We start from the raw sequence: 24,263 nt of genomic DNA on the forward strand, positions 1-24,263 counted from the left end.
TTTAGGGGCCTATAGCTCAGCTGGTTAGAGCGCACGCCTGATAAGCGTGAGGTCGATGGTTCGAGTCCATTTAGGCCCACCATTTTCATAAAATTTCATTCCCATTATGGGGCTTTAGCTCAGCTGGGAGAGCGCCTGCCTTGCACGCAGGAGGTCAGCGGTTCGATCCCGCTAAGCTCCACCATTGCACATCTTACGATGATGCATTTTTAAATTATGTTCTTTGAAAACTAGATATCGACATCCAAACAATATGCAAGGCAGATAGATTTATCTAATCTGCGCCAAGCAAGAATCTTTGATGTGCAAACATCATATAAGGTTAAGCTAGAAAGGGCGCACGGTGGATGCCTTGGCACTAGGAGCCGAAGAAGGACGGGACGAACACCGATATGCCTCGGGGAGCTGTAAGTAAGCATTGATCCGGGGATTTCCGAATGGGGGAACCCACCATCCGTAATGGGATGGTATCCATATCTGAATACATAGGGTATGAGAAGGCAGACCCGGGGAACTGAAACATCTAAGTACCCGGAGGAAGAGAAAGCAAATGCGATTTCCTGAGTAGCGGCGAGCGAAACGGAATCAGCCCAAACCAGAGAGCTTGCTCTCTGGGGTTGTAGGACACTCTATACGGAGTTACAAAGGAACGAAGTAGGTGAAGTGGTCTGGAAAGGCCAGCCGAAGAAGGTAACAGCCCTGTAGCTGAAACTTCGTTCCCTCCTGAGTGGATCCTGAGTACGGCGGGACACGTGAAACCCCGTCGGAATCCGGGAGGACCATCTCCCAAGGCTAAATACTCCCTAGTGACCGATAGTGAACCAGTACCGTGAGGGAAAGGTGAAAAGCACCCCGGAAGGGGAGTGAAACAGATCCTGAAACCGTGTGCCTACAAGTAGTCGGAGCCCATTAACGGGTGACGGCGTGCCTTTTGTAGAATGAACCGGCGAGTTACGATCCCGTGCAAGGTTAAGTTGATAAGACGGAGCCGCAGCGAAAGCGAGTCTGAATAGGGCGACATAGTACGTGGTCGTAGACCCGAAACCGTGTGATCTACCCATGTCCAGGGTGAAGTTCAGGTAACACTGAATGGAGGCCCGAACCCACGCACGTTGAAAAGTGCGGGGATGAGGTGTGGGTAGGGGTGAAATGCCAATCGAACACGGAGATAGCTGGTTCTCCCCGAAATAGCTTTAGGGCTAGCCTCGCGGCAAGATTCCTGGAGGTAGAGCACTGATTGGACTAGGGGCCCCCACAGGGTTACCGAATTCAGTCAAACTCCGAATGCCAGAGAATTATCCGCGGGAGTCAGACTGCGAGTGATAAGATCCGTAGTCAAAAGGGAAACAGCCCAGACCATCAGCTAAGGTCCCAAAGTATACGTTAAGTGGCAAAGGATGTGGAGTTGCCCAGACAACCAGGATGTTGGCTTAGAAGCAGCCACCATTTAAAGAGTGCGTAATAGCTCACTGGTCGAGTGACTCTGCGCCGAAAATGTAACGGGGCTAAACGTATCACCGAAGCTATGGCTTGTACCGTATGGTACAGGGGTAGGGGAGCGTTCGAAGTGCAGCGAAGTCAGACCGGAAGGACTGGTGGAGCGCTTTGAAGTGAGAATGCCGGTATGAGTAGCGAAAGACAAGTGAGAATCTTGTCCATCGAAAGCCTAAGGTTTCCTGAGGAAGGCTCGTCCGCTCAGGGTTAGTCGGGGCCTAAGCCGAGGCTGAAAAGCGTAGGCGATGGATAACAGGTTGATATTCCTGTACCACCTCCTTTCCGTTTGAACAATGGGGGGACGCAGTAAGGTAGGGTGAGCGCACTGATGGAATAGTGCGTCTAAGCAGTTAGGCTGTTGGGTAGGCAAATCCGCCCAACATGAAGGCTGAGCTGTGATGGCGAGGGAAATTTTAGTACCGAAGTCCCTGATCCTACACTGCCAAGAAAAGCCTCTAGTGAGGAAAGAGGTGCCCGTACCGCAAACCGACACAGGTAGGCGAGGAGAGAATCCTAAGATGATCGGGAGAACTCTCGTTAAGGAACTCGGCAAAATGACCCCGTAACTTCGGGAGAAGGGGTGCTCTGATAGGGTTTATCGCCCGAGAGAGCCGCAGTGAATAGATCCAAGCGACTGTTTAGCAAAAACACAGGTCTCTGCGAAACCGCAAGGTGAAGTATAGGGGCTGACACCTGCCCGGTGCTGGAAGGTTAAGAGGAGGGGTTATCCTTTGGGAGAAGCTCTGAATTGAAGCCCCAGTAAACGGCGGCCGTAACTATAACGGTCCTAAGGTAGCGAAATTCCTTGTCGGGTAAGTTCCGACCCGCACGAAAGGTGTAACGACTTGGATACTGTCTCAACGAGAGACCCGGTGAAATTATAGTACCTGTGAAGATGCAGGTTACCCGCGACAGGACGGAAAGACCCCATGGAGCTTTACTGCAACTTGATATTGGATTTTGGTACAGCTTGTACAGGATAGGTAGGAGCCTGAGAAGCCGGAGCGCCAGCTTCGGTGGAGGCGTCGGTGGGATACTACCCTGGCTGTATTGAAATTCTAACCTTGGACCGTAATCCGGTTCGGAGACAGTGTCAGGTGGGCAGTTTGACTGGGGCGGTCGCCTCCTAAACAGTAACGGAGGCGCCCAAAGGTTCCCTCAGAATGGTTGGAAATCATTCGCAGAGTGTAAAGGCACAAGGGAGCTTGACTGCGAGACCTACAAGTCGAGCAGGGACGAAAGTCGGGCTTAGTGATCCGGTGGTTCCGCATGGAAGGGCCATCGCTCAACGGATAAAAGCTACCCTGGGGATAACAGGCTTATCTCCCCCAAGAGTCCACATCGACGGGGAGGTTTGGCACCTCGATGTCGGCTCATCGCATCCTGGGGCTGAAGTAGGTCCCAAGGGTTGGGCTGTTCGCCCATTAAAGCGGTACGCGAGCTGGGTTCAGAACGTCGTGAGACAGTTCGGTCCCTATCCGTCGCGGGCGCAGGAAATTTGAGAGGAGCTGTCCTTAGTACGAGAGGACCGGGATGGACACACCGCTGGTGTACCAGTTGTTCCGCCAGGGGCATAGCTGGGTAGCTACGTGTGGACGGGATAAGTGCTGAAAGCATCTAAGCATGAAGCCCCCCTCAAGATGAGATTTCCCATCACGCAAGTGAGTAAGACCCCTTAGAGATGATGAGGTTGATAGGTCTGGTGTGGAAGCGTGGTGACACGTGGAGCTGACAGATACTAATCGGTCGAGGGCTTATCCTTAAAAAAGCATAACGTTTGGAAACGTCGTATCTAGTTTTGAGAGAACATACTCTCTACAAGTTAGAATCATGGTGAAAGTCATGGTTAGGTCTAGTGATGATGGCAAAGAGGTCACACCCGTTCCCATACCGAACACGGAAGTTAAGCTCTTTAGCGCCGATGGTAGTTGGGGGTTTCCCCCTGTTAGAGTAGGACGTCGCTAGGCAAAGAAGGTGGGATGAACTTTATGTTCGTTCCATCTTTTTTTTGTATTAAAAAGCTAGAAATATAAACTTTGGAATCATTTAGAAGTTGAAAACAGTGCATTCGGGGTATAAATAACGAGTTTTTATGAAAGAAATAAAGTCTAACTTAACTTGCCTTAACATTTATAAGTCCTCAAAAATATTTATAAGTCTTCACCATATTCCCACCCCTAAACCAGAGCTTAAAACCATCCAAAAAGGAAACTTGGCATCTGCCAAGCTTTCATTCAATTTATAAAGGAAGATCGCCATTACGCCGAGCCTCGTATTCAAATCCCAAACCCAAAAAGGATACTTTGGCATCTGCCAAACTTCCTACTAAACTCCCCTAAAAACCACAACTGTTTTTGCATCAATTCTCCAGTTTCCAACTTGTCCAAAAAGTGTTATCCTTAACGAAGTATTTTTCACCTTGGGAGGCTTGCCATCATGTTAGATAATGCGTTCGTCATGGTTGGGATCATATTATTGATCAATATTGTATATGTATCGTTTTTTACGATCAGGATGATCCTGACGTTGAAAGGACAAAGGTACTTAGCTGCCTTTATTAGTGTGTTCGAGGTTATTATCTATGTGGTCGGCCTCGGGCTTGTTCTTGATAACTTAAATGAGATTCAAAACTTAATTGCGTATGCGGTTGGTTATGGAATTGGTGTATTAGTAGGAATGAAGATTGAAGAAAAGCTTGCACTTGGATATACTACTGTTAACGTAATTACGACAAATCTCGAAGGCGGCTTGCCGAACGAGCTTCGCAACAAAGGCTATGGGGTTACGAACTGGCTTGCAGAAGGTCGTGAAGGACAGCGTTTGATGATGGAGATTTTAACATCACGTAAATCAGAAATGAACCTATATAATACAGTAAAGGATTTAGATCCGAAGGCGTTTATTATTTCACATGAACCTAAAGCGTTTCATGGTGGATTTTGGGTTAAGGGTATCAGGAGGTAACAGATGGAGAAGAAACCTTCTAAAAAGAAGTTTGCTGTTGAAGCAGGAGAAACGATCTCGGATTGTCTGGATCGTATGGCTGATGAGGGCTATACACCGGTAAGACGTATGGAAGAGCCCGTTTTTCATGAAGTGAAGCGCAACGGCAGAATGGAACCAGAAGTAAAGGAACAAAGAATTGTATTTGAAGGCAAACTCCTTCAATAATGACCAAAACACGAACATTAAATGTAATATACAACTTAATGTTCGATTTTTGTTGACAAAACAAAACAATCATTGCTACAATAAAACCAGAAGAATAAAGCCCTCATATAATTTCGGGGATATGGCCCGTAAGTCTCTACCTGATGACCGTTATTTCATCAGACTATGAGGGAAAGCATCTTTCTGTCTATTTTTATCGGATACGTATGTCCAGTTGGCTGCTTTCTCTCATATTAGGGAGAAGCATACCAACTGGACTTTTTTATATTTTCTGACAATAAGGAGGCTACCATGGCTAAAGTTGGCGTGATCATGGGAAGTGTTTCAGATTGGGAAACAATGAAAGAAGCGTGTGACCTATTAGATGAACTAGAAGTAGCTTACGAGAAGAAGGTGGTTTCGGCACACCGTACACCGGATCTCATGTTTCAATACGCAGAAGAAGCAGAGCATAGAGGAATTGAAGTGATCATTGCTGGAGCAGGCGGAGCAGCTCACTTGCCAGGTATGGTCGCAGCAAAAACGATCCTGCCTGTAATCGGTGTTCCGGTTCAATCCAAAGCGCTTAACGGCATGGATTCACTGTTATCCATCGTTCAGATGCCAAAGGGTGTTCCTGTCGCGACAGTTGCGATCGGGAAGGCTGGTGCAGCGAATGCAGGACTTCTAGCCGCACAGATGGTAGCCGTACATGATGAAGGAGTCAAACAACGTTTAAAACAACGCCGTGCTACAGCACAACAACTGGCGATCGAAAGTAGTGAGCTTCTTGTTTAAGACGATAAAACCACAACAAACACTTGGTATACTTGGCGGAGGTCAGCTTGGCCGCATGATGGCGTTGAGCGCTCGTGAGATGGGATTGAACGTTGTTGTTTTAGAACCAGGTGAGAATTCACCATGCGGGCAAGTTGCAGATCATCAAATTACAACAGCTTATGACGACCGAGAAGGCATCAAGAAGCTTGCAGAACAAAGCGATGTAGTCACATACGAGTTTGAAAACATAGATGCAGAGAGTGCGAACTGGTTGGAAGAGAACGCAAACTTACCTCAGGGAAGCCGCCTCCTAGCAGTCACTCAGCACCGTTTAAAAGAGAAAGAAACGCTTCAAAAAGCAGGGGTTCCTGTTGCGCCATATCGTCCTGTGACCGATTTTCGTTCACTACAACGCGCGGTGGAAGAACTGGGTTATCCTTCTGTACTCAAAACGTGCAGAGGCGGTTATGACGGAAAAGGGCAGTTTGTGATCAAGCAAGAAAGTGATCTTGAGATTGCAGCAACACTTTTAGAAAAAGAGACAGATTGTGTGCTGGAAGCTTGGGTTGACTTTGAAAAAGAAATATCCGTAATCATAACGAGAAGTGTGAGCGGTGAGGTTAAATCGTTTCCGATCGCAGAGAATATACACAAAGAGAATATCCTACATCAAACGATTGCGCCAGCACGCATCACGAACAAAACAGCGGATCAAGCAAAGCTCCTAGCGGGGTCAATCGCAACGGAATTAGAGCTTGTTGGTACGCTTGCCGTAGAGATGTTCGTCGCAAAAGACGGTACGATCTATGTGAACGAACTGGCGCCACGCCCGCATAACTCCGGACATTACACGATCGAGGCGTGTGAGACTTCACAGTTCGATCAGCATGTGCGCGCCGTATGCAACTGGCCGCTTGGCAATACAGAATTAATAAAACCAGCCGTGATGATCAACATATTAGGTGAACATCATGAGACTGTGTTACGCGAGATAGGAAATTTAGGAGAAGCGAAACTTCATCTGTACGGAAAGAAAGAAGCGAAAGCGAAACGAAAGATGGGGCATATCACGGTTTTAGGTGATACGATTGAACAGGCACTAGAAAAAGCAGAAAGAGTGTCCGCACTATTTTTAAGTGATAACAAAACGGAGGTAACACAATGATTGAACGCTATACACGCCCTGAAATGGGAGCGATCTGGACGGACGAAAACAAATATCAAGCGTGGCTTGAAGTAGAGATCTTAGCTTGTGAAGCTTGGGCAGAACTAGGAGATATTCCGAAAGAAGACGTGAAGAAGCTTCGCGAAAACGCGTCTTTCGATATTAACCGAATCCTTGAGATCGAAGAAGAAACACGCCATGATGTTGTTGCGTTTACACGAGCAGTATCTGAAACACTTGGTGAAGAGCGTAAATGGGTACATTACGGACTAACTTCAACAGATGTAGTAGATACAGCTCTATCGTATCTACTTAAACAAGCAAACGACATTTTAGCGAAAGATCTAGATCGTTTCGTTGAGATTCTTGCTGAAAAAGCAAAAGAACATAAATATACCGTTATGATGGGTCGTACGCACGGAGTGCATGCTGAGCCAACAACTTTCGGATTGAAGCTTGCTCTTTGGTACGAAGAGATGAAGCGTAACGTGGAACGCTTCAAGCAAGCGTCTGACACGGTTCGTTTCGGTAAAATTTCTGGAGCTGTTGGAACGTATGCAAACATCGATCCTTTCGTTGAAAAATATGTGTGTGAAAAGCTTGGACTAGAAGCTTCACCGATCTCAACACAAACATTGCAGCGTGACCGACACGCTCATTACATGTCAACGTTGGCACTTATCGCAACGAGCATTGAGAAGTTCGCAACAGAAGTACGCGGTCTTCAAAAGAGTGAGACGCGTGAAGTAGAAGAATTTTTTGCAAAAGGTCAAAAAGGATCATCTGCTATGCCGCATAAACGTAATCCGATCGGATCTGAAAACATGACTGGTCTTGCGCGTGTGATCCGCGGTTACATGATGACAGCGTATGAGAACGTATCCCTATGGCATGAGCGTGATATCTCTCATTCATCAGCTGAACGTGTGATTCTACCAGATGCAACGATCGCACTGAACTACATGCTGAACCGTTTCGGTAACATCATCAAGAACTTAACCGTGTTCCCAGAGAACATGAAACGCAACATGGAGCGCACATACGGATTGATCTACTCACAGCGCGTACTTCTAAAATTGATCGACAAAGGAATGGCACGTGAAGAAGCGTATGACACTGTCCAACCAAAAGCGATGCAAGCATGGGAAGAAGGCGTACAGTTCAGAACATTAGTAGAAGCTGAACAAAAAATTACTGAAAAATTAACACCTGAAGAAATCTCTGAATGCTTTGACTACAGTTATCATCTGTCACACGTAGACACAATCTTCGACAGATTAGGGCTTTAAAAGGTTTTATATAAGAAGAATTGCTTTAATAAATGGTTAGTTTTTAAATCTTTAACGTTTGCACATCATTGAAAAGTTGATTGAAGAGGAGGGTACGAGACTCCTGGGGGACGAGCGGGGCAGGTGAGACTCTTAATAGCGCAAGGCGCTAAGAGGCTCACCGCACGCCCCCCGGAAAGGGAGTACCTGGAGCGGAAATCAACTCTTTCAAGCTACGAAGATTAAACAAGCTTTTTTGCAGTACTTCAACTAAAAAGAGAGTGATCTATTGAGCTCTCTTTCTCTTTGCCTTTTTCAAAAGATTGAATATTAGGAATCTTCATATAACGGAGGGGTCAGGATGGAGAAGTTAGAGCAGCTATACGAAGGAAAAGCAAAACGCATCTACCGCACAACAGACGAAGAAGTCGTCTGGGTCAGCTACAAAGATTCAGCAACAGCGTTCAACGGCGAGAAAAAAGCTGAGATCGCAGGAAAAGGAAGACTGAACAACGAGATCTCATCTATCCTTTTTGAACTGCTCAAAGAGAAGGGAATCCACTCCCACTTCGTAAAACGAGTATCCGAAACTGAACAGCTCGTGAAGAAGGTGACCATCATCCCCTTAGAAGTGGTTGTTCGCAACATCGCGGCTGGATCCTTGTCAAAACGTACCGGGATCCCTGAAGGTCAGATCCTTCCACGCACGATCGTCGAATTTTATTACAAAAACGATGACCTTGGCGATCCGCTTATTACAGAAGAACATATCGACATCATGAAATTGGCAACACGAGAGCAGCTCAGCCAGATATCAGAACAAGCGATTCAGATCAACGAAGTGCTCACGTCTTATTTTGTTCAAAAGAACGTAAAGCTCGTCGACTTTAAGCTAGAGTTCGGAACAGATGCTAACGGAAACCTTATGCTCGCTGATGAAATTTCTCCTGATACATGCCGTTTATGGGATGCAGAAACGAACGAGAAACTCGATAAAGATGTATTCCGCCGGGGATTAGGAAGTTTAACAGATGCTTATGAAAAAATACTACAACGTCTAGGAGGCCTATCATGTACAAAGTAAAGGTGTATGTAACATTAAGAGAGAGTGTATTAGATCCGCAAGGTAAGGCAGTAATGAGCTCGCTTCACAAAATGGGACAGTCAGAGGTTGAAGATGTACGTATTGGTAAGTATCTGGAGTTAACGCTTCAAAAAGGGAATTACGATCTAGATGAGAAAATCGTGAACATGTGCTCGAAACTGTTATCGAATCCAGTGATCGAAGACTACCGCTATGAGGTGGAGGAGGTTGTCGCACAGTGAAGTTTGCTGTAATCGTTTTTCCGGGATCAAACTGTGACACTGACATGTATCATGCTGTAAAAGATGAGCTCGGCGCTGAAGTTGAGTACGTCTGGCATGACGCAACGAACTTAAATCAATTTGACGGTATCTTATTGCCTGGTGGATTCTCTTATGGAGATTACCTCCGCTCTGGCGCTATCGCACAATTCTCGAACGTGATGACAGAAGTGGTTAAAGCAGCACGTGAAGGAAAACCGGTTCTTGGCGTTTGTAACGGATTTCAGATTTTACTAGAAACAGGACTTCTGCCAGGAGCGATGCGCCGCAATGAATCATTGAAATTCATCTGCCAGCCAGAAGAGCTAGTCGTTGAGAACACATCGACGATCTTCACGACTCAGTACGAAAAAGGAGAAGTGATCTCCGTTCCAGTCGCACATGGTGAAGGCAACTATTATTGCGATGAAGAGACGCTGCAACAGCTAAAGGCAAACAACCAGATCGTTTTCACGTATAAAAACAATCCGAACGGATCGGTTGAAAACATTGCCGGTATCACGAACGAAGAAGGCAACGTGCTTGGAATGATGCCGCATCCGGAACGCGCGGTCGATGAGCTGTTAGGTAGCAAAGATGGTCTTAAATTATTTCAATCTATTGTGAAGAGCTGGAGGGAACGTTATGTCGCTGCAACATGAACCAACAAGTTCACAAATTAAAGAACAAAAATTATACCGTGAGATGGGTTTAAGTGATTCAGAGTTTGAACTCGTAGAAAAGATTATTGGCAGATCTCCTAACTGGACAGAAACAGGACTGTTCTCTGTTATGTGGAGTGAGCACTGTTCTTATAAAAATTCTAAGCCTGTTCTAAGCAAGTTCCCTACAAAAGGTGAGCGCGTACTTCAAGGTCCTGGTGAAGGTGCTGGAATCGTGGATATCGGTGACGGTCAAGCGGTTGTTTTCAAGATTGAATCTCATAACCACCCTTCAGCGATCGAGCCTTATCAAGGAGCGGCAACAGGTGTTGGTGGAATCATCCGTGACGTTTTCTCGATGGGAGCGCGTCCGATCGCGATGCTGAACTCGCTTCGTTTTGGAGAGTTAGAGTCTCCGCGTGTGAAGTATTTGTTCGAGCAAGTAGTAGCGGGGATCGCAGGCTACGGCAACTGTATCGGAATTCCGACGGTTGGTGGAGAAGTTCAATTCGATCCATCGTACGAAGGCAATCCACTTGTGAACGCGATGTGCGTCGGTCTGATCGACCATAAAGACATTAAGAAGGGTCAAGCGAAGGGTGCTGGAAACTCTGTGATGTACGTTGGGGCGAAAACAGGCCGTGACGGAATCCACGGTGCGACGTTTGCATCGGAAGAGCTTTCTGAAGCGTCAGAAGAAAAGCGTCCAGCGGTTCAAGTTGGCGATCCTTTTATGGAGAAACTCGTTATGGAAGCGTGCCTAGAGCTCATCCATAACTGTGATGCGCTTGTGGGTATTCAAGATATGGGTGCTGCAGGTCTTACAAGTTCGTCCGCTGAGATGGCAAGTAAAGCGGGAATGGGAATCGAGATGAACCTTGACCTTATTCCACAGCGTGAAACAGGAATGACAGCTTATGAGATGATGCTTTCCGAATCTCAAGAGCGCATGTTGTTAGTCGTTGAAAAAGGCCGTGAGCATGAAGTGGAAAAGATCTTTGCAAAATGGGATCTAGATTGCGTAACGGTTGGAACGGTTATCGAAGAACAAGTACTGCGTCTTACGCATAATGGTGAGATCGTAGCAGATGTGCCGGTAGATGCTCTTGCAGAAGATGCTCCTGTTTATCATAAGCCATCAAAAGAACCTGCTTATTATGGTGAGTTCCAAGCGCAAGCAGACTACTTCCCAGAGATTACTAGCTTCAAATCTACGTTGCTATCTCTTTTGAAGCAACCAACGATCGCAAGTAAAGAATGGGTTTACAACCAATACGACTACATGGTGCGAACGAATACGGTCGTAGCACCTGGATCGGATGCAGCAGTCGTACGCATCCGAGGAACGAAAAAAGCGTTAGCGATGACAACTGACTGTAACTCTCGCTATCTCTATCTCGATCCAGAAGTGGGTGGCATGATCGCTGTTGCTGAAGCAGCTCGTAATCTCGTATGTTCAGGAGCACAGCCTCTTGCGGTGACAGATTGCTTAAACTACGGAAATCCTGAAAAACCAGAGATCTTTTGGCAGCTAGAGAAATCAGCTGACGGTATGAGTGCGGCATGCAACAAACTTGCAACGCCAGTCATCGGTGGTAACGTTTCTCTTTATAACGAAACGAACGGTGTGGCTGTTTACCCGACACCCGTCATCGGTATGGTGGGGCTTATTGAAGACACGAAGCACATCGTGACTCAAAGCTTTAAAGAAGCGGGCGACATCATCTATCTAGTTGGTGAAAGCAAAGCTGAATTTGGCGGAAGTGAGCTTCAAAAGATGAAAGAAGGACGCATTTTTGGTAAAGCGCCTCACATCGATCTAGAAGTGGAAGAAACAAGACAGCGTGAGCTTTTAGCAGCGATTCAAAAAGGTTTGATCCAATCTGCGCATGACGTTGCAGAAGGCGGACTATCTGTTGCACTTGCTGAGTCTGTAATGGACGGAAAAGTAGGAGCGAGCGTAACGTTAACAGATGAGCCGATCGGAAGTCTTTTCGGAGAATCTCAATCCCGTTTCTTAGTCACAGTAAAACCTGAACATCAAGATGAGTTCCAACAGCTTGTAAAAGACGCAAAAATCATAGGTTTTGTACGTTCTGAGAGCGGTCTAGCGATCGATAATGAGCAGGGTGAAGAGTTGTTATCCTGCACGCTCCAGGAGATGCAAGACGCCTGGAAAGGAGCTATTCCATGCTTGCTGACATCAAAGGCTTAAACGAAGAGTGTGGTGTGTTTGGGATCTGGGGTCACCCTGATGCTGCGCAACTAACATATTACGGGCTGCACAGCCTGCAGCACCGCGGACAAGAAGGAGCAGGAATCGTTGTAACAGACGGAGAGCGTTTACGCATTCATAAAGGTAGCGGTCTCGTAAACGACGTGTTCAGCAAAGGGGAGCTCGAAGGATTGATCGGACATGGTGCAATCGGCCATGTTCGGTATTCCACAGCAGGAGGCAATGAGCTTGCGAACGTTCAGCCACTCTTGTTCCGTTCACAAACAAGCTCACTTGCTCTTGCTCATAACGGGAATCTCGTAAATGCCAACGCGTTAAAACATCAGTTGGAATCGCAAGGAAGCATCTTTCAAACCACTTCAGATACAGAAGTGCTTGCTCATCTGATCAAGCGCAGCGGTTATTTTACTCTAAAAGAAAAAGTACAGAACGCTTTAACGATGCTAAAAGGTGCGTATGCGTTCTTAGTCATGACAGAGAACGAGATGATGGTAGCGCTCGATCCGAACGGCTTACGCCCATTGTCACTTGGTATGCTTGGTGATGCGTATGTTGTCGCATCTGAAACGTGTGCGTTCGATGTGGTTGGGGCAACGTATGTGCGTGACGTGCAGCCGGGAGAACTTTTGATCATTAATGAAGACGGATTAACGGTCGATACGTTCTCGACTTCTGTTCAGCGCTCTATGTGCTCGATGGAATATATTTATTTTTCACGACCAGACAGCAACATCGAAGGAATCAACGTTCATGCGGCTCGTAAAAGCCTTGGGAAAAAGATGTATGAAGAAGCTCCAATTGAAGCGGATGTCGTAACAGGTGTGCCTGATTCTAGTATTTCAGCTGCGATCGGTTATGCAGAAGCATCAGGTATTCCGTATGAGATCGGTCTTATAAAAAATCGTTATGTCGGTCGTACGTTCATCCAGCCTTCTCAAGAGCTTCGTGAACTAGGTGTGAAGATGAAGCTTTCACCGGTTCGAGGAATCGTAGAAGGAAAACGAGTCGTGATGGTCGATGACTCAATCGTACGTGGAACAACGAGCCGCCGAATCGTGAAGATGCTGCGTGCTGCGGGCGCTACAGAAGTTCACGTGCGCATTACAGCGCCACCTATCGCACATCCATGCTATTACGGCATCGATACGTCAGAACGTGCGGAACTGATCGCATCTAAGCATTCGGTAGATGAGATTCGTGAGATTATTGGTGCTGATTCCTTATCGTTTATTTCCGTAGAAGGATTAATGGAAGGCATCGGACGTTCGAATGCCGAGCCAAACTGCGGACAATGTTTAGCTTGTTTTACAGGACGATATCCAACAGAAATTTATCCAGATACTGTTTTACCATATGAAAAAGAGCTTGTTTAAAGGGGGAGAAGACGATGGCAGAAGCATATAAGCAAGCAGGCGTGAACATCGAAGCAGGATATGAAGCGGTCGATCGCATCAAGAAACATGCACAGAGAACGAAGCGTCCGGAAGTATTAGCAGGACTTGGTGGATTTGGTGCGATGTTCGATCTATCAGGATTCTCACATAAAGAGCCTGTGCTGATTTCCGGAACAGACGGAGTAGGCACGAAACTGATGCTTGCGTTCATGGCGGGTAAGCATGATACGATCGGTGTAGATGCGGTTGCGATGTGTGTGAACGATATCGTAGCACAAGGCGCTGAGCCGCTTTATTTCCTGGACTATATTGCTTGCGGCACGCTTCACCCTGAAAAGATTGAACAAATTGTTAGTGGGATCGCGGATGGCTGTGAACAAGCGGGATGTGCGCTCATAGGCGGAGAAACAGCTGAGATGCCTGGCATGTATGACAGTGAAGAGTATGACCTTGCTGGTTTTACGGTCGGAATTGCAGAGAAATCGAAGCTGATCAACGGTGCTGCTATCTCCGAGAACGATGTATTAATCGGCCTTGCTTCAAATGGCCTTCACTCCAACGGCTTTTCGCTCGTTCGTAAAGTTTTATTAGAAAACGCAGGTCTTGATCTGAACCAACATATTGATAGTTTATCTAAAACATTAGGTGAAGAGCTGTTAACACCGACTCGCATCTATGTAAAACCGTTGCTTGAAGTGTTCAATCAGTTTGATGTGAACGGTGTTGCTCATATTACAGGCGGCGGATTCATTGAAAACATCCCACGCATGCTGCCAGAAGGTCTGGCGGCAGAAGTAGATTATGGTTCATGGCCGGTACCTGCAATCTTTGATCTAATCGAAGAAAAAGGAAACCTGACACGGAAAGAGATGTTCACAACGTTTAACATGGGGATTGGAATGGTGCTCTCGGTTTCAGAAGAAAATATGCTCCCGATCATCCGCCTTTTAGAAGAAACAGGCGAGAAGCCTTACATCATCGGTCGCGTGAAGCAAGGTGAAGGCGTGATCTTTGGCGGAGGAAACATCGAATGAGAAAAATAGCTGTATTTGCTTCTGGAAGCGGAAGTAACTTTCAAGCCATCGTAGACGCGGTTGAAGCAGGTGAGCTTCAGGCGGATATCGAGCTTTTAGTATGTGATAAACCGGGGGCGAAAGTAATCGATCGTGCGCGCCACTTCGGAATTCCAACGTATTCGTTCTTGCCAAAAACATTTGCATCAAAAGCTGATTTTGAAAAAGAAATCGTTTCTGAACTTCAATCCTATGGAGTAGAATTTATCGTTCTCGCAGGATACATGAGGCTGGTTGGTGAGGTATTATTAAAAGCGTATGAAGGCTGTATCATCAATATCCACCCGTCGTATCTGCCAGCCTTTCCTGGTAAGGATGCGGTCGGACAAGCTCTGAAAGCGAACGTTGCCGAAACAGGTGTAACGGTTCATTATGTAGACAGTGGCATGGATACAGGTCCGATCATCGAACAAGTTCGCATCCCCGTATTGCCTGGCGATACAGAGCAAACCTTACAGCAGCGCATCCAAAAAGCAGAACACCAATTATACCCAGCCATCATCAACAAACTATTACAAAAAGACACCGTAGGAGGCATCTTACATTGACGATCAAACGTGCACTCATAAGCGTATCAAATAAAGAAGGATTACTTCATTTTGCAGAAAAACTAGCTCATCACGGCGTAGAGATCATCTCTACAGGCGGAACAAAAAAAGCTTTGCAAGACGCAGGAATTCCTGTAATCGGTATCTCTGAAGTGACTGGTTTTCCTGAAATCATGGATGGACGTGTTAAAACGCTGCATCCAAAAATTCATGGCGGTTTACTCGCAGTCCGTGATAATGAGACACATCAAACAGCGATGCAAGAAAATGAAATCTCGCCGATCGATCTAGTTGTCGTAAACCTTTATCCGTTCAAAGAGACGATCGCAAAAGAAGGTACAACATTCGCTGACGCGATCGAGAACATCGACATCGGCGGACCGAGTATGCTTCGTTCAGCTGCAAAAAATCACACCTACGTAACGGTCGTTGTCGATCCGGCAGACTATGAGACAGTAGCGGATGAGCTTGATGGTGTAGGAGCTGTAAGTGAAGAGACGCGCCGAAGACTTGCTGCGAAGACGTTCCGTCATACAGCGGCTTATGATGCGTTGATTGCAGAATATTTAACAGCAGCTGTAGAAGAGGAACACCCGGAATCCTACACGGTAACATATGAAAAGAAACAGGACCTTCGATATGGTGAGAACCCTCATCAAAAAGCCGCGTTTTATTCGACGCCACTGAAGAACACGCTCTCATTAACAGACGCTGAACAGCTTCACGGAAAAGAGCTTTCGTACAACAACATCAATGACGCAGATGCGGCACTTTCAATTGTAAAAGAGTTCGTTGATCCAGCAGTAGTTGCGGTTAAGCACATGAATCCATGTGGCGTTGGAACAGGCACAACGATTCTTGAAGCATACACCCGTGCGTTTGAAGCTGACCCTGTATCGATCTTCGGCGGCATTATCGCTGCTAACACAGAAATTGATGAAGAAACGGCTCAAAAGTTGAGTGAGATTTTCCTTGAAATCATCATCGCTCCATCTTTTACACAGAAAGCCTTAGAGATCCTAACGAAAAAGAAAAACATACGTTTATTAAAATTAGATTTCTCAGCAGGTAAAGGGATCGCAAAAAAAATCACGACCGTTTCTGGTGGAATGTTAGTTCAAGAGGAAGACGTTTTCGGGTTAGATGATGCGAACGTGACGATTCCTACAAAACGCCAGCCGACTGAGCAAGAGTGGAAAGATTTGAAGCTTGCTTGGAAAGTGGTAAAACACGTGAAATCAAATGCAATCGTCTTAGCGAAAGACGAAATGACAGTAGGTGTTGGTGCGGGTCAGATGAACCGCGTTGGCGCAGCAAAAATCGCGATTGAGCAAGCCGGTGAACGTGCAAAAGGTTCTGCTCTAGGGTCAGATGCGTTCTTCCCAATGGATGACACCGTAGAAGCGGCGGCACGCGCTGGTGTTACAGCGATCATCCAACCAGGGGGATCGATAAAAGATGAAGATTCGATCAAAAAAGCAGACGAGCACGGGATCACGATGGTGTTCACAGGCGTAAGACACTTTAAGCATTAATTCTTTTAGCTGTTTTCGAATGCATCAAGCCCATTTCCCTTTTGCTTGTCGGGGCTGAACGAGTCACTTCCACTTTTCGGACTGACCGCTTAAAGGTTGTCTCTCTGCTCCTGCGTCTACAAGTCTATGCTGACGAAGTGAACTTCCTCGTCGCATGCCTTGCAAGAAGCTCCTCATGTGGCAGGCAGGCAACCTTCCGCTACAATCAACTTGATGTAGGAAGAAAAAAGAAAACTTCTTAAAGTAACAAAGACTTTTCTTCGAAGATTGGTTGATCGGAGTGCAAGGTGCGAGACTCCTGCGGGACAGGTGGGCAGGTGAGACACTTATACGTGAAACGTACGAATGTGGCTCACCGCCTGCCCCGCGGAAAGCGAGTACCTGTAACGGAGATCAACAGCTTTCAAAAACTTCAAAGCTTAAAAAGGAGGTAGCAACCATGAACGTTCTTGTAATCGGCAAAGGTGGACGTGAACATGCGCTCGTTTGGAAATTTGCCAACAGCCCGAGCGTCACTCAAGTGTTTGCTGCACCAGGAAACCCAGGCATGGCACAACAAGCAACATGCGTTTCCATCAAAGAAACGAACATCGACGAGCTTGTCACTTTTGCAAAAACAAACGAAATCGGATTAACATTCGTTGGCCCTGAAGTGCCTCTATTAGAAGGCATCGTAGATCGTTTCACAGAAGAAGGCCTTGTTAACTTCGGTCCGTCTAAAGCGGCAGCAGAGATCGAAGGCTCAAAATCGTTCGCGAAGAATCTCATGAAGAAATACGACATTCCAACGGCAGCTTCTGAAACATTTACGAATCATGATGAAGCTCTAGCTTACGTTCGAGAAAAAGGCGCACCGATCGTGCTAAAAGCGGACGGACTTGCGGCAGGCAAAGGTGTCATTGTGGCAATGACCTTAGAAGAAGCGGAAGAAGGGCTGCACGAGTTGATGGTGGACAAACGCTTTGGTTCTGCGAGTGAAACGGTAGTTGTTGAAGAATTCTTGGAAGGTGAGGAATTTTCGTTAATGTCTTTTGTGCATGACGAGATTGTCCTTCCGATGGAAATTGCTCAAGACCATAAACGTGCGTATGACGGAGATAAAGGTCCGAACACAGGTGGGATGGGGGCATACTCACCAGTTCCTCAAATTTCTGACGCCGACATCCAAAAAGCGATAAAAGAGATCGTTCAGCCAACTGTTTCTGCGATGAAACAAGAAGGCACTCTTTTTACAGGAATTCTTTATGCGGGCTTAATCTTAACGAAGAATGGTCCGAAAGTGATCGAGTTTAACGCACGCTTCGGTGACCCGGAAACACAAGTGATTCTGCCTCGACTAGAAAACGATCTGGCTGATCTGCTTTTATCCCTTTTAAACGGCAAAAAGCCGGAACTTCAATGGTCAGAAGAATCCGTACTTGGTGTTGTTCTTGCATCTGATGGTTACCCTGTTTCTTCTTCAGAAGCTCAAGTGATCACGGGGCTTGAAGACATTGAAGGTGGTTCTAACGTGTTTCACGCGGGTACGAAAAGAGAAGATGAATCTCTTTTAACAGATGGTGGCCGAGTGTTATTGGTAGCCTCTAAAGGACGTTCACTAAGTGAAGCTCAGGAAAACGTATATAAAGAAATGAAGAAAATCACGTGCGAAGGCTCATTCTATCGTAAAGATATCGGGTTTCGAGCTATTTCGCACGTCTCTTCTTAATAAATACAAACGAGATGGCGATGATTCCGCCGATAAGCAAGATGTAAAGAAAAGCAGTATCCATTAAGTATTCGTAACTCATAGGGCTTACCTCCTATATTGAAATTGAGGGCTGACGGACATGGTTGATAAGACCTTGTTCATCAGCCTTCATTAATTGGATTCGGATGAGATGTAGATGATTCTGTGTTCGGAGCTGCGGTTGGCATGAGTTTAGGAGGCTGTATGATGGACAATGGATTCCACCTACGCAAGAGCTGCATCCCAATAAAGATGACAAAACCTACTATCACGTACGTTACATAAGGAACAGCCCTTTGTCCGCCATCTGCGACTTCAAACAATCGTCCTCCGATGGAATTTCCGATCGCTTCCCCAATCCCTGTAAAAACGCTTGCTAATCCAAAGAACATACCAAGAAACCGGGCAGCCGCAAGCTGTGAGATCGACGTATCCAACGTAGGCATGATCAGCATCTCACCAGTGATAAAGATAATTCCGGTAAAAACAAAGAAAAATAAAGTGTTCGCAAAATATAAACTTCCGAGAGCTGATCCGATACAGATCGCCCCTATACCAACAGAAGTCAGGGGATGAATGTTTCGGATAATATTTTTGGTTATGAGCGTTTGAGCTAATATAACCGTGATGCTGTTGATGGTCCAGATGATGCTGATGTCTTTTCCATTGGACAGTACATTTTCAGCTCGAAGCGGGAGTACGAGTGCAAACTGTACGTAAAGCGCCCAAACAAAGATTGTCGCAATCACAAAAACGAGGAAGGGAATGTTTTTTAACGCTTGTCGATATTCACTCCACTTAACTTCTCGACAGTTTTCGTCTCCGCAGCCTGCAGGTAAGAAGAACCAGCTGATCACGCTTGCTCCTAAATAAATAACAGCAGCGGTTATGAAGATTAGTTTTGAACTTCCTGTAAATAAAGCGAACACAGTCAATCCGGCAATCGCCATCCCGATATTGGCAAAGATTCCACGCAATGAAAAAGCAGTAGATCTCATTTCTGCTTTTACGAGTGATGAAATAAATGCTTTTGTGGACGGTGCATTGAGTCCAAGACCAAGCCCGCTGATCGCAGCAGTTAACAATATGAGTGAATAGGTTGAAAAATAAGCGAAACCTATCAGCCCGCCTGCCCGTATTAAAGCACCAAGTGCTATGATAAAACGTCTGCCTGTACGGTCAGCGAATACGCCTCCGACCACACTTCCAACTTGCATGAAGATCGAGATAACAGCGAGAGTAAAACCGATCTGTGCCGCTGTTAGTCCGGTTTCCACTTTTAAGAGGATAGGTAGGACAGGCAAGACAAGATACGAGCCAAGATGGGTAATAAAGACAACGACCAATAGACTGAACAATGGTCTGTTGCCTTTTAATAAAGAATGAGTGGGCATAGTGCTGCCTCCTTCTTATTATGAAGGGTTGAACGGCGAACCTTCTTCCGCGATGTTACCAAGATCCATGTCGTTCATTTCTTTGCTTTTGTGAAGAAGGTCAGTCACTGGGCAGTAGCGAACGATTCCTTCTGCTACTTTCATTGCACCCATTAAGATCATAAGGATGTATGACTCTTTGTAAGGCTTTCTTGTCAGCTTTGCTGTATAAACGGAAAGCAGTGTCAGACCTGCAATAATACGAATCATGCTATTAACTAAACCAATATTTTGTCTCATTGTGATACTCCTTTCAATTTTCACCAATTTACTTAGCGAATATGGTATTCTTGAAAAAACGAAATTTTCAGAGAGAAGACAGGTGATCCAACATGAACCAACACATTGCTTTTTGGACAAAAGCGCAAATGCGCAAACAAGTGGCCGTCATTCAAGGTGAATTGGCACCGTCGCTTGTCTTAACAAACGCTACTTATTTGAACACAGCTCTTAAAAAATGGGTAAAAGCAAACATCTGGATCCTTCAAGACCGCATCGTCTATGTAGGCGAAAAGATGCCTGAACATACAACCGGAACGGAAATCACAGATCTAGAAGGTAAGTTTGTTGTGCCGGGGTATATCGAACCTCATTGTCATCCGTTTCAACTTTATAATCCCCAGTCGCTCTCGCGATATGCATTGCAGCGTGGAACGTCCGTATTTTTAGCCGACAACTTTATGCTGCTTTTTGAAATGAGTATTTCGAAAGCGCTTTCTTTTATGGAAGACGTGAACGATCTGCCTTCTAATTTCTTTTGGTGGTGCCGTTATGACGCACAAACTGAGCTCTTAGAAGAAGAAAATTATTTTTCGGAAAAAAGTGTGAGGCAGCTGCTCGAGAGCCCGTATGTTCTTCAAGGTGGCGAGTTAACGAGCTGGCCGCGTGTGCTTCATGGTGACGATACACTGTTGCATTGGATGCTGAAGACGAAGAAAGCGGGTAAGAAGATCGAGGGACATCTGCCAGGAGCTTCTGAAAAGACCTTAACCGCGATGACGTTGCTCGGAGTGGATTGCGATCATGAAGCGATGACGGGGACAGAAGTGATGGACCGATTGAATGCCGGTCTGCAAGTGTCGCTTCGTTATTCTTCGATTCGTCCTGATCTGCCGAAATTATTGCGTCAGATGAAAGAGGAAGGCATCACGAATTATGAACGAATCTTTATGACGACTGACGGTTCCACACCTGCATTTTATGAGGAAGGGGTTACCGATAAGATGCTAGAGATCGCGCTGGAAGCAGGGCTTGATCCAGTGGATGCGTATATGATGGTCTCTTATAACGTGGCTAGATATTATGGTCTAGATCACCTCTTTGGTATGGTTGCCGCAGGTCGGGTCGCACATTTAAATATTTTAGATGACGTAACAAATCCTCTGCCTGAATCTGTTTTGGCAAAAGGAAAATGGATGAAGCGTGACGGTAAGGATGTTAGTGACGATCGTGACTTTCAATTTGATTGGGAAGGTCATGGCATCAAAAAAAGAGATATCAAATGGGACCTCCAAGACGAGGATTTTCAGTTTTCTGGTCTCGTTGGAATAGAAATGTACAATAGTGTGATCACACGACCATATAATGTATCGATCAATCCTTTTTCTGAAGAGATTAACGGAGAATCAGACGAGTGTTTCTTAATGCTGATCGATAAAGAAGGAAAGTGGAGAATTAATACGGTCGTAAAGGGTTTTGCGAAAAATCTTTATGGCTTTGCTAGCTCATATTCCAATACGGGAGATCTTTTAATCATCGGAAAAAGCAAAAAAGATATGGCTGTGGCGTTTGAGCGCTTGAAAGAAGTAGGCGGAGGCATCGTTCTTGCGGAAAGAGGCGAAATCGTTGCTGAGATAAAACTTCCATTAGCGGGAGGAATGTCGAATCTTAGTATAGAAGAACTAGTGGTAGAAGAGAAAAGATTAACAAACGCTTTAAGAGAAAGAGGCTATCAATACGAAGATCCGATCTATTCGCTTTTGTTTTTCTCATCCACCCACTTGCCATACATCCGCATTACGCAAAGAGGCATTTACGATGTTAAAAAGAAAGGGTTACTCTTTCCTTCGATTATGCGTTAATATAGAAAAGGATTGGGCAAAATAATACGATACAAAGGTAGTGAGCCCAATGAAAAAGTGGTACATCATCTTGATGGCGATGATCACGGTATTAACGCTGTCTGCATGTAAAGACGCAAGAGATAAAGTATTAGAAGAAGGTAAAGTAGATAAAGCTGAAGCGACGGATTCAAAAAAAGAGGAGTTTTCCTCTGTTTATCCACTCACTGGCTTGGGTACGAATGAAGAGGTAGATCATCGCGCGATTTCGGTCATGGTGAACAACCACCCGAAAGCACGCCCGCAATCAGGACTTCATAAAGCTGATATCGTATACGAAGTATTAGCTGAGGGAGAACTTACACGCTTTTTAGCAATCTTCCAAAGTGAAATGCCAGAAGTAGTAGGACCGGTTCGCAGCGCGAGAGATTATTACATCGAGCTTTCACGTGGCTATCATGCTTTATTCGTGGCACACGGGTTCAGTCCAGAAGCTAGAGAGATTCTCTATGGCGGAACAATCGATCACTTGAACGGAATGGATTACGATGGAATTCTTTTCAATCGAGCTGATTTTAGAAAAGCGCCTCACAACTCTTATATCACCTATGAAAATATTCAAAAAGGGATGGAGAAGATCGGCGCCGATGAGTCAGATGATCTTGATATGCTTGCGTTCTTAACCTCGAAAAGTGCTAAAGCCATAGAGGGTGCGCCTGCAAACGAGATTCAGATCTCTTATCCAGGTGGGGAAACAGTAGGATTCACGTACTCTGCTAAAAAGAAGACGTACGCGAGAAGCAGCAACAATGAACCAACGATAGATCGTGAGACCGAAACACCCATTACGGTAAGCAATGTATTCATTGTTGAAGCGGCTCACCGGGTAATCGATGATGCCGGCAGACGAGAGATCAACTTAACGTCAGGCGGAGATGCGATTCTGATTCAGAATGGTGTCGCACAAAACATTTCGTGGAAAAACGAAAATGGAAGAATTGTTCCGGACGGTGGAGCGTTTGTTCCAGGAAAGACATGGATTAACATTGTACCGAGTGGAACGACAGATTCGGTTAAGATGCAATAAAAAGGAGTGCATGTTTCATGCAAATTGATAAATTACGAGGAAAAGCATTAGATCAGCTTTTTGAATCTGTTCTATCGCTAAAAGATATGGAAGAATGCTATCGATTCTTTGATGACCTTTGTACGATGAACGAGATTCAATCTTTGGCACAGCGACTAGAAGTAGCACGTATGCTTCGTGAAGGAAAAACCTATCACAAGATTGAGAGCGAAACAGGTGCGAGCACCGCAACCATCTCACGTGTAAAACGTTGTTTGAACTTTGGAAACGACGCATACGCGATGGTGCTCGATCGCGTTCATGAAGAGGAAGAAGCAAAATAATGAGAAGAAAACCTGCCTGAGTGGTGGGTTTTTTTGTATTTTTGTGTGGGTAGTGTAGGGGAAGAGTTTGGGGGCTGTCGATAGATGTCGAGGATTGCAGACTCGTGGATAAACTGTAAAAACTTTTGGATTCAACACTAAAACTCGTGGATTGAGCACCCAAACTTGTGGATTAAGAGCAAAAACTTTAGGATTGAAGCTCACCACGGTAGTTTTACCACTCTGTAAATCACTAAAATGTAAGCTTGGCGGCAGCCAAGCACCCGCATATACGCAAAATATTGACAGAAACATCATCACCATTTATATTTGTATGTACAAACAACATTAACGATTGCAAAGAGGTGCTAAAATGCCCGAAAAGTATCTAGAAAATTGTTTATATTTTACCGTAAACAAACTTTCTCGCGTTATTTCCAAAATGGCTGAGGAATCGTTTAGACCAACGGGTATTACGCCTACTCATGGCTTTATGATGATGCTCGTGAACAACAAACCTGGAATCTCTCAATCGGAATTGGCAGAAGAACTTCACATGACACCAAGTACGATTACAAGGTTTGTGGACAAGCTTGTTGTAAAGGGACTTGCAGAGCGTAAGGTCCAAGGAAAGATGTCGCACATCCATCCGACACAAGCGGGCACTGATATTCAAACAGATCTCGAAAAAGCATGGAAAGATCTATACCGAACGTACTCCGATCTTTTAGGAGAAGAAGAGGGAAAAGCACTCACAAAAGCAACGCATCTAGCAGCAGGGCAGCTCGAATCATAAGAGCTCTCTTCTTTACCGTTTAAGTTGTTTGTACAAGCAAATGATTATAATAAATTTTAATATAAGGCTCTTTTCTGCATATTTGTTGCTTTTATATCTTGTATATCCTCGTCATTGCAAGTTGATTGTAACGCAAGGTTGCCGACTCCTACGGGACGAGCGGTCAGGTGGAGACTCCTAAAGGCGCGTAGCGGCAGGAGGCTCACC

The 24,263-nt window shown here is 45.5% G+C and carries 22 protein-coding genes, 2 tRNA genes, 2 rRNA genes and 1 riboswitch; of the genes, 22 read left to right on the forward strand and 4 right to left on the reverse strand.

The genetic code is table 11. The features are described from left to right. The first annotated feature begins 5 nt into the window (after positions 1 to 5). The 4 genes from ABE65_RS01320 to rrf all read left to right on the forward strand — a co-directional run bounded on the left by ABE65_RS01320 (position 6) and on the right by rrf (position 3,461). Positions 6 to 82: transfer RNA gene (locus ABE65_RS01320), tRNA-Ile, on the forward strand. A 26-nt stretch (positions 83 to 108) separates the two neighbouring features. Next, a tRNA-Ala gene (locus ABE65_RS01325) sits at positions 109 to 184 on the forward strand. A gap of 136 nt (positions 185 to 320) precedes the next feature. After that, a 23S ribosomal RNA gene (locus ABE65_RS01330) occupies positions 321 to 3,256 on the forward strand. Positions 3,257 to 3,345: 89 nt separating this feature from the next. Beyond that, positions 3,346 to 3,461: ribosomal RNA gene (gene rrf, locus ABE65_RS01335) — 5S ribosomal RNA — on the forward strand. Between the two features lie 193 nt (positions 3,462 to 3,654). Here rrf and ABE65_RS21700 read toward each other — a convergent pair. After that, the gene (locus ABE65_RS21700) at positions 3,655 to 3,804 is read right to left on the reverse strand and encodes a hypothetical protein (RefSeq protein ID WP_156499095.1); all 150 of its coding nucleotides are present in this window, start codon (positions 3,802 to 3,804) and stop codon (positions 3,655 to 3,657) included. Between the two features lie 126 nt (positions 3,805 to 3,930). Here ABE65_RS21700 and ABE65_RS01340 point away from each other — a divergent pair, with 126 nt between their 5' ends. The 14 genes from ABE65_RS01340 (at position 3,931) to purD (ending at position 18,357) form a co-directional block, all read left to right on the forward strand. Then, positions 3,931 to 4,458 carry a DUF2179 domain-containing protein gene (locus ABE65_RS01340; protein WP_066390813.1) on the forward strand — a complete coding sequence of 176 codons (528 nt, stop codon included), beginning with the start codon at positions 3,931 to 3,933 and terminating at the stop codon, positions 4,456 to 4,458. A 3-nt stretch (positions 4,459 to 4,461) separates the two neighbouring features. Beyond that, the gene (locus ABE65_RS01345) at positions 4,462 to 4,665 is read left to right on the forward strand and encodes an NETI motif-containing protein (protein WP_066390814.1); all 204 of its coding nucleotides are present in this window, start codon (positions 4,462 to 4,464) and stop codon (positions 4,663 to 4,665) included. An 83-nt stretch (positions 4,666 to 4,748) separates the two neighbouring features. Further along, positions 4,749 to 4,851, forward strand: a riboswitch (purine riboswitch). Positions 4,852 to 4,956: 105 nt separating this feature from the next. Beyond that, positions 4,957 to 5,442, forward strand: a complete 486-nt coding sequence (gene purE / locus ABE65_RS01350) for a 5-(carboxyamino)imidazole ribonucleotide mutase (RefSeq protein ID WP_066390815.1) — start codon at positions 4,957 to 4,959, stop codon at positions 5,440 to 5,442. Next, positions 5,435 to 6,589 carry a 5-(carboxyamino)imidazole ribonucleotide synthase gene (purK, locus tag ABE65_RS01355; protein WP_066390816.1) on the forward strand — a complete coding sequence of 385 codons (1,155 nt, stop codon included), beginning with the start codon at positions 5,435 to 5,437 and terminating at the stop codon, positions 6,587 to 6,589. Before purE ends, purK begins: the two co-directional genes overlap by 8 nt. Beyond that, positions 6,586 to 7,878 (forward strand): adenylosuccinate lyase, encoded by a 1,293-nt coding sequence (gene purB / locus ABE65_RS01360; protein ID WP_066390818.1) that lies wholly within the window; start codon positions 6,586 to 6,588, stop codon positions 7,876 to 7,878. The genes purK and purB overlap by 4 nt, the downstream gene beginning before the upstream one ends. A 340-nt stretch (positions 7,879 to 8,218) precedes the next feature. Continuing rightward, positions 8,219 to 8,941: a phosphoribosylaminoimidazolesuccinocarboxamide synthase gene (gene purC / locus ABE65_RS01365; RefSeq protein ID WP_066390819.1), complete on the forward strand. Its 723-nt coding sequence runs from the start codon at positions 8,219 to 8,221 to the stop codon at positions 8,939 to 8,941. Continuing rightward, a complete protein-coding gene (gene purS / locus ABE65_RS01370) occupies positions 8,929 to 9,183 on the forward strand; it encodes a phosphoribosylformylglycinamidine synthase subunit PurS (RefSeq protein WP_066242802.1) in 255 nt (84 codons plus the stop codon). The genes purC and purS overlap by 13 nt, the downstream gene beginning before the upstream one ends. Beyond that, positions 9,180 to 9,863 (forward strand): phosphoribosylformylglycinamidine synthase subunit PurQ, encoded by a 684-nt coding sequence (gene purQ / locus ABE65_RS01375; RefSeq protein WP_066390821.1) that lies wholly within the window; start codon positions 9,180 to 9,182, stop codon positions 9,861 to 9,863. Before purS ends, purQ begins: the two co-directional genes overlap by 4 nt. Further along, the gene (purL, locus tag ABE65_RS01380) at positions 9,847 to 12,078 is read left to right on the forward strand and encodes a phosphoribosylformylglycinamidine synthase subunit PurL (protein WP_066390822.1); all 2,232 of its coding nucleotides are present in this window, start codon (positions 9,847 to 9,849) and stop codon (positions 12,076 to 12,078) included. Before purQ ends, purL begins: the two co-directional genes overlap by 17 nt. Beyond that, positions 12,054 to 13,472 (forward strand): amidophosphoribosyltransferase, encoded by a 1,419-nt coding sequence (gene purF / locus ABE65_RS01385; protein WP_066399607.1) that lies wholly within the window; start codon positions 12,054 to 12,056, stop codon positions 13,470 to 13,472. Before purL ends, purF begins: the two co-directional genes overlap by 25 nt. A 14-nt stretch (positions 13,473 to 13,486) precedes the next feature. After that, positions 13,487 to 14,527, forward strand: a complete 1,041-nt coding sequence (gene purM / locus ABE65_RS01390) for a phosphoribosylformylglycinamidine cyclo-ligase (RefSeq protein WP_066390823.1) — start codon at positions 13,487 to 13,489, stop codon at positions 14,525 to 14,527. Then, positions 14,524 to 15,114, forward strand: coding sequence for a phosphoribosylglycinamide formyltransferase (gene purN / locus ABE65_RS01395; RefSeq protein WP_066390824.1), 591 nt, complete (start codon positions 14,524 to 14,526; stop codon positions 15,112 to 15,114). Before purM ends, purN begins: the two co-directional genes overlap by 4 nt. Further along, positions 15,111 to 16,649: a bifunctional phosphoribosylaminoimidazolecarboxamide formyltransferase/IMP cyclohydrolase gene (gene purH / locus ABE65_RS01400; protein ID WP_066390825.1), complete on the forward strand. Its 1,539-nt coding sequence runs from the start codon at positions 15,111 to 15,113 to the stop codon at positions 16,647 to 16,649. The genes purN and purH overlap by 4 nt, the downstream gene beginning before the upstream one ends. Positions 16,650 to 17,088: 439 nt before the next feature. After that, on the forward strand, positions 17,089 to 18,357 hold the full coding sequence (purD, locus tag ABE65_RS01405; protein ID WP_066390826.1) for a phosphoribosylamine--glycine ligase: 1,269 nt from the start codon (positions 17,089 to 17,091) through the stop codon (positions 18,355 to 18,357). Here the strand turns inward: purD and ABE65_RS22355 are convergent. The 3 genes from ABE65_RS22355 to ABE65_RS01415 form a co-directional block, all read right to left on the reverse strand. After that, on the reverse strand, positions 18,335 to 18,439 hold the full coding sequence (locus ABE65_RS22355) for an EYxxD motif small membrane protein (protein ID WP_328086095.1): 105 nt from the start codon (positions 18,437 to 18,439) through the stop codon (positions 18,335 to 18,337). The genes purD and ABE65_RS22355 overlap by 23 nt on opposite strands. Before the next feature lie 61 nt (positions 18,440 to 18,500). Then, positions 18,501 to 19,772 (reverse strand): MFS transporter, encoded by a 1,272-nt coding sequence (locus ABE65_RS01410; RefSeq protein ID WP_066390827.1) that lies wholly within the window; start codon positions 19,770 to 19,772, stop codon positions 18,501 to 18,503. Positions 19,773 to 19,790: 18 nt separating this feature from the next. Then, positions 19,791 to 20,051 (reverse strand): YgaP family membrane protein, encoded by a 261-nt coding sequence (locus tag ABE65_RS01415; protein WP_082861228.1) that lies wholly within the window; start codon positions 20,049 to 20,051, stop codon positions 19,791 to 19,793. A gap of 92 nt (positions 20,052 to 20,143) precedes the next feature. Here ABE65_RS01415 and ABE65_RS01420 point away from each other — a divergent pair, with 92 nt between their 5' ends. The 4 genes from ABE65_RS01420 to ABE65_RS01435 all read left to right on the forward strand — a co-directional run bounded on the left by ABE65_RS01420 (position 20,144) and on the right by ABE65_RS01435 (position 24,056). Further along, a complete protein-coding gene (locus ABE65_RS01420) occupies positions 20,144 to 21,892 on the forward strand; it encodes an adenine deaminase C-terminal domain-containing protein (RefSeq protein WP_066390828.1) in 1,749 nt (582 codons plus the stop codon). A gap of 49 nt (positions 21,893 to 21,941) precedes the next feature. Continuing rightward, complete coding sequence (locus ABE65_RS01425) at positions 21,942 to 22,958, forward strand: DUF3048 domain-containing protein (RefSeq protein WP_066390829.1); 1,017 nt, start codon at positions 21,942 to 21,944, stop codon at positions 22,956 to 22,958. Between the two features lie 17 nt (positions 22,959 to 22,975). After that, positions 22,976 to 23,281: a YerC/YecD family TrpR-related protein gene (locus ABE65_RS01430; protein WP_066242834.1), complete on the forward strand. Its 306-nt coding sequence runs from the start codon at positions 22,976 to 22,978 to the stop codon at positions 23,279 to 23,281. Between the two features lie 352 nt (positions 23,282 to 23,633). After that, complete coding sequence (locus ABE65_RS01435; RefSeq protein ID WP_066390830.1) at positions 23,634 to 24,056, forward strand: MarR family winged helix-turn-helix transcriptional regulator; 423 nt, start codon at positions 23,634 to 23,636, stop codon at positions 24,054 to 24,056. The last annotated feature ends 207 nt before the right edge of the window (positions 24,057 to 24,263 follow it).

It is taken from the genome of Fictibacillus phosphorivorans (genome assembly GCF_001629705.1).
GTDB lineage: Bacteria > Bacillota > Bacilli > Bacillales > Fictibacillaceae > Fictibacillus > Fictibacillus phosphorivorans_A.

What these genes read in the sequence shown, in the direction of transcription:
- ABE65_RS01340 (WP_066390813.1), top strand. Translation starts at nt 3,931, where the DNA reads ATGTTAGATAATGCGTTCGTCATGGTTGGGATCATATTATTGATCAAT.
- purM (WP_066390823.1), top strand. Translation starts at nt 13,487, where the DNA reads ATGGCAGAAGCATATAAGCAAGCAGGCGTGAACATCGAAGCAGGATAT.
- purL (WP_066390822.1), top strand. Translation starts at nt 9,847, where the DNA reads ATGTCGCTGCAACATGAACCAACAAGTTCACAAATTAAAGAACAAAAA.
- purB (WP_066390818.1), top strand. Translation starts at nt 6,586, where the DNA reads ATGATTGAACGCTATACACGCCCTGAAATGGGAGCGATCTGGACGGAC.
- ABE65_RS01415 (WP_082861228.1), bottom strand. Translation starts at nt 20,051, where the DNA reads ATGAGACAAAATATTGGTTTAGTTAATAGCATGATTCGTATTATTGCA.
- purF (WP_066399607.1), top strand. Translation starts at nt 12,054, where the DNA reads ATGCTTGCTGACATCAAAGGCTTAAACGAAGAGTGTGGTGTGTTTGGG.
- ABE65_RS01345 (WP_066390814.1), top strand. Translation starts at nt 4,462, where the DNA reads ATGGAGAAGAAACCTTCTAAAAAGAAGTTTGCTGTTGAAGCAGGAGAA.
- ABE65_RS01420 (WP_066390828.1), top strand. Translation starts at nt 20,144, where the DNA reads ATGAACCAACACATTGCTTTTTGGACAAAAGCGCAAATGCGCAAACAA.
- purN (WP_066390824.1), top strand. Translation starts at nt 14,524, where the DNA reads ATGAGAAAAATAGCTGTATTTGCTTCTGGAAGCGGAAGTAACTTTCAA.
- purC (WP_066390819.1), top strand. Translation starts at nt 8,219, where the DNA reads ATGGAGAAGTTAGAGCAGCTATACGAAGGAAAAGCAAAACGCATCTAC.
- ABE65_RS01410 (WP_066390827.1), bottom strand. Translation starts at nt 19,772, where the DNA reads ATGCCCACTCATTCTTTATTAAAAGGCAACAGACCATTGTTCAGTCTA.
- purD (WP_066390826.1), top strand. Translation starts at nt 17,089, where the DNA reads ATGAACGTTCTTGTAATCGGCAAAGGTGGACGTGAACATGCGCTCGTT.
- purS (WP_066242802.1), top strand. Translation starts at nt 8,929, where the DNA reads ATGTACAAAGTAAAGGTGTATGTAACATTAAGAGAGAGTGTATTAGAT.
- ABE65_RS01425 (WP_066390829.1), top strand. Translation starts at nt 21,942, where the DNA reads ATGAAAAAGTGGTACATCATCTTGATGGCGATGATCACGGTATTAACG.
- purE (WP_066390815.1), top strand. Translation starts at nt 4,957, where the DNA reads ATGGCTAAAGTTGGCGTGATCATGGGAAGTGTTTCAGATTGGGAAACA.
- ABE65_RS01435 (WP_066390830.1), top strand. Translation starts at nt 23,634, where the DNA reads ATGCCCGAAAAGTATCTAGAAAATTGTTTATATTTTACCGTAAACAAA.
- ABE65_RS22355 (WP_328086095.1), bottom strand. Translation starts at nt 18,439, where the DNA reads ATGAGTTACGAATACTTAATGGATACTGCTTTTCTTTACATCTTGCTT.
- ABE65_RS21700 (WP_156499095.1), bottom strand. Translation starts at nt 3,804, where the DNA reads ATGCCAAAGTATCCTTTTTGGGTTTGGGATTTGAATACGAGGCTCGGC.
- ABE65_RS01430 (WP_066242834.1), top strand. Translation starts at nt 22,976, where the DNA reads ATGCAAATTGATAAATTACGAGGAAAAGCATTAGATCAGCTTTTTGAA.